The sequence below is a fragment of the Paracoccus liaowanqingii genome, from assembly GCF_004683865.2.
GTDB lineage: Bacteria > Pseudomonadota > Alphaproteobacteria > Rhodobacterales > Rhodobacteraceae > Paracoccus > Paracoccus liaowanqingii.
In genome coordinates this window covers 2,782,734-2,796,075 of the sequence record NZ_CP038439.1, presented here as the reverse complement: position 1 = coordinate 2,796,075, position 13,342 = coordinate 2,782,734, and the positions used below count along the sequence as shown (strand labels likewise).

The window sequence follows — 13,342 nt, the reverse complement described above, 5'->3', positions numbered from 1 at the left end:
CATGGGCGGGCGCGGGGGTCTTGCGCGCCGCGCGGCAGGGTGGCAAGGGAACGGGCATGAGCGAGAACGATCAGGCAGGGGCGCCGAAACTGGCGCTGGTGACGGGGGCCTCTCGGGGTCTGGGCGCGGCCTTGGCCGAGGCGCTGGCGGCGCGCGGCTATCACGTGCTGGCGGTGGCCCGCACGGTGGGCGCGCTGGAGGAGCTGGACGACCGCATCCGTGCCGCGGGCGGGCAGGCGACGCTGGCGCCGATGGACGTCACCGAACCCGCCGCGATGCAGCAGATGGTGCAGGCCGTCGCCGGGCGGTGGGGGGGCCTCGATCTGTGGGCGCATTGCGCCATCCATGCGGCGCCGATGGCGCCCGCGCCCCATATCGAGGGGCGGGACTGGACCAAGTCCATGCTGGTCAATGTCGAGGTCACGCGCGGCCTGATCGCACTGCTGGAACCCGTGCTGCGCCAGAAGCAGGGCACCGCGCTGTTCTTCGACGATGCGCGGGGCGGGCAGAAGTTCTTCGGCGCCTATGGCGCGACCAAGGCCGCGCAGATCGCGCTGGCGCGCAGCTGGCAGGCCGAGACGGTCCGCACCGGTCCCCGCATCCTGATCGACGCGCCCGCGCCCATGCCGACCGCCGTCCGCGCCCGCTTCTATCCCGGCGAGGACCGGGCGGCCCTGACGTCCTGCAAGGACGAGGCCGCGCGGATCCTGACGCTGCTCTAGGTCCTTGCGTCCCGCGACGGCGGGGGGCTGCCCGCCCCCCGCACCCCCCGGCCCGGCACCCGAGGAAGACCGCGCCTCAGGCCAGGGGCTGCGTCGCGGCGACGAGCCAGTCCAGATCCGCGCCCTGCAGATCCGGTGACAGCGCCGCGCGCACCCGCGCGTGATAGGTGTCCAGCCAGGCGATCTCGGCCTGCGACAGGGCGTCCATGTCGATCAGGCGGCGGTCGATCGGGCACAGCGTCAGCGTCTCGAAGCCCAGCAGGCTGCGGCCCGGCTCGGCCTCGGCCGGGGTCACCACCACCAGGTTCTCGATCCGGATGCCGAAGGCCCCCTCGCGATAATAGCCAGGTTCGTTCGAAAGGATCATTCCCGCCTCCAGCGCGACATCGCCCGCGCGGCTGATCCGGGCCGGTCCCTCGTGCACGCAAAGCGCGGCACCCACGCCATGCCCGGTGCCATGGTCGAAATCCAGACCCTCGGCCCAAAGGAACTGCCGCGCCAGCGCATCCAGATGCGCGCCCGCCACGCCCTTGGGAAAGCGCGCCCGGCTGAGCGCGATCATCCCCCGCAGCACGGCGGTGAAGGGCGCCACGGCATCCGCGCGCGGGGCCCCGAGCGCCACGGTGCGGGTGATGTCGGTCGTGCCGTCCGCATATTGCCCGCCCGAATCGATCAGCAGCAGCTCGCCCGCCTCCAGCCGCCGGTCGGTGCCGCGGGTCACCCGATAATGGACGATGGCGCCGTTCGGCCCCGCGCCCATGATCGTGTCGAAGCTGATGTCCAGGATGCCCGCCTCGCGGCGCAGATCCTCCAGCCGGCGCACCACGTCGATCTCGGTCAGGGTGGCCGGATCCTGGCGGTCCAGCCAGGACAGCAGGCGGACCATCGCCACCCCGTCTCGGTGATGGACGGCGCGCATGCCGGCCAGCTCGGCCTCGTTCTTGCGGGCCTTGGGCAGCACGGCAGGATCGGGGCCGCGCGCGATGGCCGTGCCCGCGTCCTCGAGGATGCGGAACGCTGCTTCGGGCGCGCTGGCGGGGTCCAGTCGCACCGGGCCCTCCAGGTCGGTCAGGGCCGAGGCCAGCGCCTCGGGCGGCAGGATCGTCACATCGGGGCCCAGATGCGCGCGCAGGGCGTCGTCGAACTTGGCGCCGTCCGCGAAGAGGGCCAGATGGCCGCTGTCCGACAGCACGGCAAAGGACTGCACCACCGGGTTCTTGGGCAGGTCGCTGCCCCGGATGTTCAGGAGCCACGAGATCGAATCGGGCAGCGTCAGCAGCGCCGCCGCCTGACCCTTCTCCGCCAGCGCGGCGGCCAGCCGGGCGCGCTTTGCCGCCGCGCTCTCGCCGGCCAGATCCTCGGGATGGATGCGGGCCGCGCCCACGGGCGGGGCGGGACGGTCGGGCCAGACGGCATCGACGGGATTAGCCTCCAGCGCGATCAGGCCGATGCCGGACCCTTCCAGCGCCGTCTCCATCCCCTCGATCTCGCGCCGGGCATGCAGCCAGGGGTCGAAGCCCACGCGACCGCCCTGCGGCAGCGCCTCGCGCAGCCAGTCCGAGGGGCGCGTCTCGGGCCAGTTGACCGGGGTGAAGCGCGCCAGGTCCAACTGGTCGCGCACCTGCACCCGATAGCGCCCGTCCACGAAGACGCCCGCCCGGTCGGTGCAGACGATGGCAAAGCCCGCGCTGCCGGTGAAGCCCGTCAGCCAGGCCAGCCGCGCATCGGCCTCGGCCACGTATTCGCCCTGATGCACATCCGCGCGGGGCACGATGACGGCGGCCAGATCCTGCCGCGCCATCACCTCGCGCAGGGCATCCAGCCGGGCTGCATGGTCGCTGCCCGCGGCGGGATCGTCAAAGCTCTGGAAGGTCACAGCGCGATCGCCTCCATCACCTGCGGCTCGATCACCCGAACGCCGGGCAGGGCGTCGATCAGCACCTGCGCGGATTGCTCCAGCGCCGGGAAGGTCCTGTAATGGCAGGGGATCACGGTCGTGAAGGCGAAATAGCGCTTGGCGGCATAGGCGGCGCGGGCCATGTCCATGGTGAAATGCCCGCCCGCGCACAGGATGCCGATGTCGGGTTTGTGCAGATCGCCCATCCAGTCCATGTCGGCCATGATGTCCGTGTCGCCCGAGACATAGATTACATGCCCCTCTCCGGCGATCATGTAGCCCGATTCGTGGCCCGCATAGACCGGCCCGTCCGGCCCGCTGATCGAGCTGGAATGGCTGGCATTCACCATGGTCACCTTGGCGCCGCCCAGATCGACGGTGCCGCCCTTGTTGAAGCCGATGCCCTCGATCTTCTCGGAGGCCTCCCAGTGGCTGACCAGGTCGTAGATGCCCACCACTGGGATCTTCAGCTCGCGCGCCAAGGCCAGCGTGTCGCCGCTGTGATCGCCATGGCCATGGGTCAGCAGGATGTGGGTCGCCCCCGCGATGGCCTCGGCGCGGGCGGTTTCGGGAAAGACGGGGTTGCCGGTCATCCAGGGGTCGATGAGGATCACGGCGCCCTCGATCTCCAGACGGAAGCCGGAATGGCCAAGCCAGGTCAGTTTCATCGGGGTCTCCTTGCAGGTCTGTCGGGCAGGTCTGTCGGGCCGCAGGTTAGCGGGGCCGGACGGTCCTGACCAGAACCCCCCGGAAGGCCGAGGGTTGCCTCAGGCCGCGTACGGTCGGACCGCGATCGCTCAGACCGGCGCCGCGTCGTCCAGCCGCAGGCGCAGCCGTTCCCGGCCGCCCCAGGTGGACAGCTCCAGCTTGCCCGCCAGATGGAACCGCCGGCCCCTGGCGCCGATCAGCCCGGGGCCGAGCGGACCGTCCATCGCGCCCCAGGCCACTGCCTCCAGCGCAGGCGCCCCGGCGCTGCGGAAGGACAGGCGCAGGTGGCGGTCGCCCATCGTGGCGGCGCTGTCGATCAGCTGGTCGGCAAAGGCAAAGCGCGGCGCGGGGGCGGCCTGCCCGAAGGGGCCCGCATCCTCCAGCATCCGGAACATCTGCGGCGTCGCGCCCGAGGGCTCCAGCAGCCCCGAGATGCGCAGGTCGCCCGATCCGCTGCGCCCGGCCAGGTCGCGGTCGATCAGGTCGGCCAGCCGCGCCATCGCGGCAGGGATCTGCGCCTCGGCCACGGTCAGGCCGGCCGCCATCGCATGGCCGCCGCCCTTCATCAGCAAGCCCTCGGCGGCCAGCCGCTGGATCGCCCGGCCCAGATCGACGCCGGGCACCGACCGGGCGCTGCCCTTGCCGATGCCGTGGTCGACCCCAATCACGACCGAGGGCAGGTCTGTGGCCTCCTTCAGTCGCGCGGCGACGATGCCCACGACGCCCGGATGCCAGCCGGGACCGGCGGCCCAGGACAGGCGCGGATCGCCCCGCGCCTCGGCCTGCGCCAGGGCCTCCTCGCGTACGGCGGCCTCGATGGCGCGGCGGTCGCGGTTCAGATCGTCCAGCTGCGCGGCCAGCCGCCCGGCCTCGCCCGCATCGCGGGTCGACAGGCACAGCGCCCCCAGATCGGCGCGCCCCACCCGGCCGCCCGCATTGATGCGCGGTCCCAGCAGGAAGCCCAGATGGAAGGCGGCGGGGGGTCCGTCCAGCCGCGCGATGTCCGAGAGGGCCACCAGCCCGGGCCGCTGCCGCCGGGCCATCACCGCCAGCCCCTGCCGGACGAAGGCCCGGTTCACGCCGACCAGCGGCGCCACGTCGGCAACCGTGGCCAGCGCCACCAGATCCAGCATCGCCATCAGGTCCGGCTCGGGCAGGCGGCGGCCCCGCAGCACGCGCCCCGCCTGCACCAGCGTCAGAAAGACCACGCCCGCCGCGCAGAGATGCCCGAAGGCACCGTCCTCGTCCATGCGGTTGGGGTTCACCACGGCCAGTGCGGGGGGCAGCGTCTCGGCGCCCAGATGGTGGTCCAGCACGATCACGTCGCAACCCGCGGCCGCCGCCAGCGCCTCGTGCGACAGTGTCCCGCAATCGACGCAGACGATCAGGTCATGGGCGGCGGCCAGCGCCGTCATCGCGGGCACGTTGGGGCCATAGCCCTCGTCGATGCGGTCGGGGATATAGAGGGTCGCGGACCGCCCGTGGCTGTGCAGCCAGTCGATCAGCAGCGCCGCCGAGGCCCCGCCATCGACATCGTAATCGGCGAAGATCGCGATGCGCTGCCCGCCGACCGCCGCCTCGACCAGCCGTTCCGCCGCCAGGCCCATGTCGCGCAGCGCCAGCGGATCGGGAAGCAGGTCGCGCAGCTTCGGTGCCAGGAACCCCGCCGCCTCGGCCGGATCGACCGCGCGCTCGGCCAGCACCCGCGCCACCGGAAGGGGCAATGCCGCCTGCTGCGCCAGCCCTTCGGCGCGGCGCTCCAGATCGGCCTCGGGCCCGGTCCAGCGCCGCCCGGTCAGCGAGCTGTCGATGCCCAGAAATGCCACGTCGCGCCTGCCTTCATCTTGGCCCAAATATCCCGGGGGGAGTCCCGGAACGGGACGGGGGGCAGCGCCCCCCTTACCTCACCTGACCGGGTTGCGATAGGTCATCCGCCGCACCGATCCGGTCTTGGACCGCATCAGGATGGTCTCGGTCGTCAGATAGCCCGGCTCGCGCCTGACGCCCGCCACGATGGATCCGTCGGTCACCCCGGTCGCGGCAAAGATCACGTCGTCGGTCACCAGGTCGTCGCGCGCATAGATGCGGTCCAGGTCGGTGATCCCCGCCTTGCGAGCGCGGCCCCTCTCGTCCTCGTTGCGAAACAGCAGCCGGCCCCACATCTGCCCGCCCATGCATTTGAGCGCCGAGGCCGCCAGCACGCCCTCGGGCGCCCCGCCCGAGCCCATGTACATGTCGATGCCAGTCAGCGCGGCCTCGGCGCAATGGATGACGCCGGCCACGTCGCCGTCGGTGATCAGGCGGATGGCCGCGCCGGTCTGGCGGACCTCGGCGATCAGATCCTCGTGGCGGGGGCGTTCCAGGATGCAGACGGTGATGTCCGAGGGCTTGCAGCCGCGGGCCGCGGCCAGGGCGCGGACGCGCTCGGCCGGGGCCATGTCCAGGCCCACCACGTCGACCGGATAGCCCGGGCCCACGGCCAGCTTGTCCATGTAGACGTCGGGCGCGTGCAGCAGCGTGCCGCGCGGCGCCATGGCGATGACGGTCAGGGCATTGGGCATGTCCTTGGCGGTCAGCGTGGTACCCTCCAGCGGGTCCAGCGCGATGTCCACGTCGGGGCCGTTGCCGGTGCCCACCTCCTCGCCGATGAACAGCATCGGCGCTTCGTCGCGCTCGCCCTCGCCGATCACGACGACGCCCTTGATGTCCAGCATGTTCAGTTGGTCGCGCATGGCGTTGACGGCGGCCTGGTCGGCGGCCTTCTCGTCGCCGCGTCCGATCAGGCGGGCCGAGGCGTGGGCGGCCGCCTCGCTGACGCGGGCCAGGCCCAGGGACAGCATCCGGTCGTTGAAATCCTGAGGCGCGGTCATGATCCTTGTCCCTCCCGTTGGGTTCGGGGCCTTCTAGGCGGCGCGGTGCAGGGCGGCAAGGCTGGGGGCGCTAACGGATCAGCTTTCGGACAACTCCAGCGCGAGGGCGTGGATCTGCGGCACGATGTCGCCCAGGGTCGCATGGACCAGCCGGTGCCGGGCGATCCGCGACAGGCCCGCGAAGGCCGGGCTGGCCATGCGGATGCGGAAATGGCTCTCGCCGCCCTCGCGAAAGCCCGCATGGCCGCGATGGCCCTCGCTTTCGTCGGTCACCTCCAGCCGGGTGGGGGCCAGTACTGCCAGGCGTTCGGTCATTCTGTCCGCGATCATCCGCGTATCCTTCCGTCAAGGGCTTTCATGCGCCGCCAAATAGCCTAGACTGCCGCCTCCGAGTCGCAAAGGTGCCCGACAATGAGCAAGAACGACCCGTTTGGTTTCGACATATCCGCCGCCAAGGACAAGAAGCGCAAGACCAAGGGCCGGCGCGGCATGTCGGGGGCGTTCGAGACCTCGACCCGCGTCTGCGAGCGCGAGGGCTGCGACGAGCCGGGCCAGTACCGTGCCCCCAAGAATCCGCGCAATCTGGACGACTATTTCTGGTTCTGCAAAGAGCATGTCCGCGACTACAACGCGAACTGGAACTACTTCCAGGGCCAGTCCGAGGAAGAGTTCCAGCAGTTCATCGACAATGCCACCGTGTGGGAGCGCCCCACCAAGCCCTTCGGCCGCTCGGCCGCCGAGGACAAATGGGCCCGCCACGGCGTCAGCGATCCGCTGGAGATCCTGGGCGCCAACGGCACCGCGCCCGAATCGCGCGCGCAGTCCAGCGCCCGCAAGCTGCCGCCCACCGAGCGCCGCGCGCTGGACATCCTGGAGGCCAAGGACCACTGGACCCGCGCCGAGATCCGCAAGCAGTACAAGTCGCTGGTCAAGGACCTGCATCCCGACATGAACGGCGGCGACCGGTCGGACGAGGATCGCCTGTCCGAGGTGGTCTGGGCCTGGGACCAGATCAAGGAGAGCCGCTTCATCCGCGACTGAGGGTGCGGGCGGGAGCGGGGGAGGGGGCTGCCGCCCCCGTCGCCTGCGGCGCCTCCCCCGCGGATATTTCAGCCAAGATGAAGGCGGGTCAGGTCCGGCGCCTGCGGCGCGGCGCAAGGCTGGCTGCGAGGATCAGCACCAGGAGCGCCAGCACGGGCGCGTTGCCGAGGCGGCTCCAGACGGTGGGGGGCAGGGCGCCGGGCAGGGGGGCGTCGATCCGGCCCGCCTCGTTCAGGGGCAGGCTGGCGCGGATCCGGCCGCGCGCGTCGATGATGGCGCTGACGCCGGTATTGGCGGCGCGGACGAGCGGCAGGCCGGTCTCGATCGCGCGCAGCCGGGCCTGGGCCAGGTGCTGGTAGGGGCCCGAGACGGCGCCGAACCAGGCGTCGTTGGTCGCCTGCAGCAGCCAGCCGGGACGCTGGTCCAGGGCGCGCAGGTGCTGGGGAAAGATCGCCTCGTAGCAGATGAGCGGCTGCAGGTCGGGGATGCCGGGAAGGGACAGCGTTCCCGGGCCCGCACCGGCGGAATAGCCGTTGCCCTGCTGCGCCGCGAAGGCGGTGATGCCGATCCGGGCCAGCGCGTCGCCCCAGGGGATGTATTCGCCGAAGGGTACGAGGTGGAACTTGTCGTAGATCTGGCCTACCTCTCCGCCCGGGGCCACGGTGGCGAGGCTGTTGTAGAAGCGGCTACCCTCGCGGCGCTGGATGCCCATGATCAGGGGGGCGCCCGCGGCCTGCGACATCGCGGACAGGACCGGGCCGGCATCCTCCAGCAGGAAGTTCACCGCCGTCTCGGGCCAGATGACCAGATCGCGGGGGCCGGGCTCGGCCGACAGGTCCAGCAGTCGGCGGAAGAAGACCGCCGACCACTCGGGATCCCATTTGAGGTGCTGGGCCGCGTTGGGCTGGACAACGCGCAGGGTCAGGTCGCGGTCCGGGGGCAAAGGCTGGGCCAGGCGCGACAGGCCTGCGGCCCAGAGGCCCGCCAGCAGCAGCAGCGCCAGCAGGGTCCCGGGCAGCAGCGGGGCGCGATGGGCGGGGCGCCACAGCAGGCCCGGCAGCGCGGCCATGGTCAGGGTCACGACGCCGAGGCCCAGGGCGCCGGTCACGGCGGCGGTCTGGCCGATCGGCGTGTCGATCCAGACATGGCCGATCTGGGCCCAGGGAAAGCCGGTGAAGATCCAGCCGCGCAGCCAGTCCGACAGGATCAGCGCCGCCGCGATGGCCACCGCCTGTTGGCGCCAGCCCCGTGCCAGCCGGGCGGCGACCCAGGCCGGCACCGCCCAGAACAGCGCGCCGCCAAGCGCCATCAGGATCAGGGCAAAGGGAGCCATCCAGCCGTGGCGGGCGATGTCGACCAGGAAGGGCTCGACGATCCAGGACAGGGCGAGGGCGAACCAGCCGAAGCCGGCGGCCAAGCCATGCCAGAAGACCGCCGAGGGGCGCGCGCGGGCGAGGCGCCAGAGCAGGAGGCCCATCGCCAGGGGCGTCGCGGCCCATAGCCCGAAGGGTGCAAGGCCCAAGGCCGCGACCAGCCCCAGGCCCAGATCGGGAAGCAGACGGCGCAGGGGCGGGCGGCCCCTGCGCGTCAGTCGGGGAGGGCGGGTCGCCGTGCGCATCACGCCTCGGCGTCGGCATCCCTGCTCTGGGTCGCGTCGGCGGCTGCCGGGTCGGTCTTCTTGCGGCGCGTCCGCTTGGGGGCGGCTGCCGGTTCGTCCGTCGCGGCGGCGTCAGGCGCGACATCGGCCTTGCGGCGGCTGCGCGTCTTCTTGGGCGCGGGGGCGTCGGCGGTGGCCTCGGCCTCGGGGGCGTCCGCCTTGGGGGCAGGCGTCTTGCGCGGGCGACCGCGCTTGGGCTTTTCGGCCACGGCCTCGGGGGCCGCGTCGGCCGGGGTGGCGGCTGCAGGCGCGGCATCCTGGGCGCTATCCGCCGGGGCCTCGGCGGCCGGAGTCTCCGCGACCGGGGTCTTGCGGCTGCGGCTGCGCTTGGGCTTGGCCGGAGCGGGCTCGGCAACGGCCTTGGGGTCGATCGCCGGGATCGCGGCATCCGCCACGGCTTGCGGTGCGGGGGCGTCGGTCCGGGCCTCGGGCTCGGTCTGCGCCTTGCCGCGACCGCGACCGCGGGTGCGGCGGGCCGGCTTGGCCTCGGCCACCGGCTCTGCCTCGGGGGCAGGGGCGGCATCGGCGCGGGGGGCGACGTCGTCCGACAGGCCCATGCTGCGCAGTTCGACCAGCATGAATTGCGGGACGTGATCGCCCAGGCCCATCACCTGATGGCCCCGGTTGCCGTCGCTGCCGCGGCCGTCCTGGTCGCGTCCGCGGCGTCCGTCGCGGCGCTCGCCCCGGCGGTCGTCGCGCCGATCGTCACGGCGCGGCTCCTCCCGGCGGGTCTCGTCCCGGGCGGGCTGTTCGGCGCGGACCTCTTCCTTGCGGGGCTCGTCGCGGCGCGGTTCGGACGGGCGGGACTCGTCGCGGTGCCGAGTGTCCCGGCGCGGCTCGAACCGGCTGTCCACGCGCGCGTCGGGCTGGGCTTGGGGGGCGGGCTCGGCTGCGGGCTCGGCCACGGGGGCGGGCTGGGCCTCGGCGCGGGGCTCGACCGACGGTTCGACAGGGGTCTGCGGCTGCGGCTCGGCGTCGCGACGACGGCGGCCGCGTTCGCGCGACCCGCCCTTGCGATCCTCGGACTTGCTGCGGTCGTCATCGCCCTTGCGGCCGTCGCGGGGGCGATCCTCGGCGGCGGGGGCGTCCGAGGCGGTGAAGCCCTCGGGCATCTCGACGCGGGGCAGGCTCTGCTTGAGCAGCTGTTCGATGGCGGTCAGGTATTTCTCGTCCGAGGGCAGGCCGATGCTGATCGAGGTGCCCAAGCGTCCCGCCCGGCCGGTGCGGCCGATGCGGTGGACGTAATCCTCGGCATGGCTGGGCAGGTCGAAGTTGAACACGTGGCTGACCGCCGGGATGTCCAAGCCCCGCGCCGCCACGTCCGAGGCGACCAGCAGCCGCAGCTTGCCGTCGCGGAAGGATTCCAGCGTGCGCGTGCGCTGGCTCTGGTCCAGGTCGCCGTGAATGGGGGCCGCGTCATAGCCGTACTTGGCCAGCGACTTGGACACGATGTCCACGTCGGTCTTGCGGTTGCAGAAGATGATGGCGTTGGTCAGCAGGTCGCCCTCGGCGTCGATCAGGGCGCGCAGCAGGTCGCGCTTCTGCCGGGCGGCCACGTCGCGGCGGGCCGGGGCCATCTGCACCAGGCGCTGCGTGATCGTCTCGCTGGCCGAGGCCTGGCGGGCAACCTCGACCCGTTCGGGCGAGTGCAGGAAGGTGTTGGTGATGCGCTCGATCTCGGGCGCCATGGTGGCGCTGAAGAACAGCGTCTGGCGGGTGAAGGGCGTCAGCTGGAAGATGCGCTCGATATCGGGGATGAAGCCCATGTCCAGCATGCGGTCGGCCTCGTCCACGACCATGATCTGCACGCCGGTCAGCAGCAGCTTGCCGCGCTCGACATGGTCCAGCAGGCGCCCCGGCGTGGCGATCAGCACGTCGACGCCGCGGTCGATCAGCTTGTCCTGCTCGCCGAAGCTGACGCCGCCGATCAGCAGCGCCTTGGTCAGGCGGGTGTGCTTGGAATAGGTGTCGAAGTTCTCGGCCACCTGGGCGGCCAGCTCGCGCGTCGGGCACAGGACCAGGCTGCGCGGCATGCGCGCGCGGGCGCGCCCGCGACCCAGAAGCGTGATCATCGGCAGCACGAAGCCCGCCGTCTTGCCGGTTCCGGTCTGCGCGATCCCCAGCACGTCGCGGCCTTCCAGCGCGGGCGGGATGGCGCCCATCTGGATCGGCGTCGGTGTCTCGTAGCCGGCTTCCAGCACGGCCTGCAGCACCTTGGGGTCAAGCTTCAGATCGGAGAATTTGGTCATTCGGGGCTTTCCATTAAGCCGCGCCCTTGCCGGGCACGTTGCGTTCCATGCCGCGCGCCTGTTCAGGCGACAAAGCGGCAAAGTTGGGACGCAGTCACGGACGCCCCGCCTTGATGTCTGCCGGACGCAGACCCGCACCGCCTAGACCAATCGGCGTGCCGCGTCAATCTTTTGCAGCACGGTGCCCGACGAGGGTACCCCACGTTACGCTTGACCGGAACCGTGCGGCCCGCCACGGGCTTGTCCGCGACAGCCGGACGACGAGGGGGCCGCCATGGACAGAGAGATGGTGCCGGGCCTCAGCCCGGTGCAGGTGGTGGCGCTGGTCGGTGTCCTGGGCGTGGGCGCGCAATGGCTGGCCTGGCGCTTCAAGCTGCCCGCGATCGTGCTGATGCTGGGGATCGGGCTGCTGGTCGGGCCGGTCTTCGGCCTGTTCCTGCCGGACCGCGACCTGGGGCCGATCTATCGCCCGCTGATCGCCGTGGCGGTCGCCATCATCCTGTTCGAGGGCGGGCTGACTCTGGATTACGGGCGCTTGGGCGACAGCCGGTCGCCGGTGCAGCGGCTGGTCTATCTGGGCGCGCCCCTGGGCTGGGCGCTGTCGGCGCTGGTCCTGTGGCTGGCGGTGGGCCTGTCCTGGCAGTCGGCGGCGGTCTTCGGCGGCGTCATGGTCGTGACCGGCCCCACCGTCATCGCGCCCATGCTGCGCCAGGCCCGCCTGCGCGCCCGGCCCGCCCAGATCCTGCAATGGGAGGCGATCGTCAACGACCCCATCGGCGTGCTGATCGCGGTGCTGGTCCTCGAGGTCGTGCTGGTGCTGGAGACCGGCCTGTCGGTCGGCGCGGCCGCCTGGCTCATCGGGTCGGGAATCGGCTTTGCCGCCGCCCTGGGCTGGGCCGCGGGCCGGTTCATGGCGCTTGCCTTCACCCGGGCCTGGGTGCCCGAATACATGAAGGTGCCGGTCCTGTTCGTGGGCGTCATCGCCGTCTTCGCCGCCACCGACAGCGTGCTGCACGAGACCGGCCTGCTGGCCGTGACCATCATGGGCATGGTCCTGGCCAACGCCAAGCTGTCCTCCTATGCCGAGCTGCACCGCTTCAAGGAACACGCGACGATCCTGCTGGTCTCGGGCGTGTTCGTGCTGATGGCGGCCTCGCTGGACTTCGCCACCCTGGGCGAGCTGACCTGGCGCGCGGCGCTGTTCGTGATCTTCACCGTGGCGCTGGCGCGGCCCCTGCAGGTGCTGATCCCGCTGATCGGGACCAAGCTGCCGATGAACGAGCGCTGGCTGATCGCCCTGACCGGCCCGCGCGGCGTGGTCATGGTCGCGGTCTCGGGCCTCTTCGGCGACAAGCTGGTCGAGGCGGGGATCGCGGACGGCGCGGCGCTGGCGCCCCTGGCCTTCATCATCGTGCTGTCGACCGTGGTCATCCACGGCTTCACGCTGGCGCCGCTGGCGCGCAGGCTGGGCCTGTCGGGGGCGGACCGTCCGGGCCTCTTGCTGGTCGGCGGGTCGCCCTTCGCGGTGGCCCTGGCGCAGGCGCTGAAGAAGGCGGGGGTCGACACGCTGGTCGCCGACACCAACCGCCAGCACCTCACCAAGGCGCGGCAGGCGGGCATTCCCACCTATTACGGCGACATCCTGGGCGAGACGGCGGAGCATCAGGTCGAGTTCATCGCCTATCCGGCGGTGCTGGCGGCCTCGGACAACGATGCCTACAACACGCTGGTCGCCACCGATCTGGGCCCGCATCTGGGCCGCGACGCCGTCTGGCAGATCAGCCGGGAACGCGATCACGCCCGCCATGCCCTGCCCGCGCAGCTGGGCGGGCAGCGGCTGGAGGGGCGGCCGACCTTCCAGATCGCCAACCAGCGCCTGGCCGAGGGCTGGACCCTGCGCAGCACCCGCCTGACCGAGGAATACGACATGGAGGACTGGGCCGCCGACCGTCCCGGCGCCGAGCCCTTCGCGGTTGTGTCCAAGACCGGCAGCCTGCGCTTTGCGACCGAGGGCACGCCGGTGACGCTGGCGGCGGGCGACTGGATCACCGCCTTCCTGCCCCCCGAACAGTCGCGGGCCGAGGATGCCCCCGCTCCCGAGATCGCGGCCGAGGCCGCCGACGTCGCCCGCGACCACCGCGAAAAGGGCGAAACCACCAGCTGAATCGGGCCAATGTGTTGACCTCCCCCGGTCCGGG

General features: G+C 71.9%; 9 protein-coding genes and 1 pseudogene. 3 read left to right on the top strand and 7 right to left on the bottom strand.

The window, feature by feature from the left end; genetic code table 11:
- Positions 1 to 56: 56 nt before the first annotated feature.
- On the top strand, positions 57 to 722 hold the full coding sequence (locus E4191_RS13525; RefSeq protein WP_135313863.1) for an SDR family NAD(P)-dependent oxidoreductase: 666 nt from the start codon (positions 57 to 59) through the stop codon (positions 720 to 722).
- A gap of 76 nt (positions 723 to 798) precedes the next feature.
- On the opposite strand, the gene E4191_RS13520 is transcribed toward E4191_RS13525, so the two are convergent.
- From E4191_RS13520 to E4191_RS13500, 5 genes are all read right to left on the bottom strand, one after another.
- Positions 799 to 2,598 (bottom strand): aminopeptidase P family protein, encoded by a 1,800-nt coding sequence (locus E4191_RS13520; RefSeq protein ID WP_228461326.1) that lies wholly within the window; start codon positions 2,596 to 2,598, stop codon positions 799 to 801.
- A complete protein-coding gene (locus tag E4191_RS13515; protein WP_135313862.1) occupies positions 2,595 to 3,287 on the bottom strand; it encodes a metal-dependent hydrolase in 693 nt (230 codons plus the stop codon). Before E4191_RS13515 ends, E4191_RS13520 begins: the two co-directional genes overlap by 4 nt.
- Before the next feature lie 129 nt (positions 3,288 to 3,416).
- Positions 3,417 to 5,153 carry a single-stranded-DNA-specific exonuclease RecJ gene (gene recJ, locus E4191_RS13510; RefSeq protein WP_135313861.1) on the bottom strand — a complete coding sequence of 579 codons (1,737 nt, stop codon included), beginning with the start codon at positions 5,151 to 5,153 and terminating at the stop codon, positions 3,417 to 3,419.
- Positions 5,154 to 5,231: 78 nt separating this feature from the next.
- Positions 5,232 to 6,197: a class II fructose-bisphosphatase gene (gene glpX, locus E4191_RS13505; protein ID WP_135313860.1), complete on the bottom strand. Its 966-nt coding sequence runs from the start codon at positions 6,195 to 6,197 to the stop codon at positions 5,232 to 5,234.
- 78 nt (positions 6,198 to 6,275) lie between these two features.
- Positions 6,276 to 6,527, bottom strand: coding sequence for a BolA family protein (locus tag E4191_RS13500; protein WP_135313859.1), 252 nt, complete (start codon positions 6,525 to 6,527; stop codon positions 6,276 to 6,278).
- 81 nt (positions 6,528 to 6,608) lie between these two features.
- Here E4191_RS13500 and E4191_RS13495 point away from each other — a divergent pair, with 81 nt between their 5' ends.
- Positions 6,609 to 7,238, top strand: coding sequence for a J domain-containing protein (locus E4191_RS13495; RefSeq protein ID WP_135313858.1), 630 nt, complete (start codon positions 6,609 to 6,611; stop codon positions 7,236 to 7,238).
- Between the two features lie 88 nt (positions 7,239 to 7,326).
- Here E4191_RS13495 and lnt read toward each other — a convergent pair whose 3' ends face one another.
- Entirely contained in the window at positions 7,327 to 8,856 is a 1,530-nt protein-coding gene (lnt, locus tag E4191_RS13490; protein WP_135313857.1) for an apolipoprotein N-acyltransferase, read from the bottom strand.
- A 635-nt stretch (positions 8,857 to 9,491) separates the two neighbouring features.
- Positions 9,492 to 11,144 (bottom strand): annotated as a pseudogene (locus E4191_RS24855) (DEAD/DEAH box helicase); the annotation flags it as partial.
- 274 nt (positions 11,145 to 11,418) lie between these two features.
- On the opposite strand from E4191_RS24855, the gene E4191_RS13480 reads away from it, so the two are divergent.
- Entirely contained in the window at positions 11,419 to 13,308 is a 1,890-nt protein-coding gene (locus E4191_RS13480; protein ID WP_135313855.1) for a cation:proton antiporter, read from the top strand.
- Positions 13,309 to 13,342: the final 34 nt, after the last annotated feature.

Coding starts and splice junctions, on each gene's coding strand:
- E4191_RS13480 (WP_135313855.1), top strand. CDS start 11,419: ATGGACAGAGAGATGGTGCCGGGCCTCAGCCCGGTGCAGGTGGTGGCG.
- glpX (WP_135313860.1), bottom strand. CDS start 6,197: ATGACCGCGCCTCAGGATTTCAACGACCGGATGCTGTCCCTGGGCCTG.
- E4191_RS13495 (WP_135313858.1), top strand. CDS start 6,609: ATGAGCAAGAACGACCCGTTTGGTTTCGACATATCCGCCGCCAAGGAC.
- E4191_RS13525 (WP_135313863.1), top strand. CDS start 57: ATGAGCGAGAACGATCAGGCAGGGGCGCCGAAACTGGCGCTGGTGACG.
- lnt (WP_135313857.1), bottom strand. CDS start 8,856: ATGCGCACGGCGACCCGCCCTCCCCGACTGACGCGCAGGGGCCGCCCG.
- E4191_RS13515 (WP_135313862.1), bottom strand. CDS start 3,287: ATGAAACTGACCTGGCTTGGCCATTCCGGCTTCCGTCTGGAGATCGAG.
- E4191_RS13500 (WP_135313859.1), bottom strand. CDS start 6,527: ATGATCGCGGACAGAATGACCGAACGCCTGGCAGTACTGGCCCCCACC.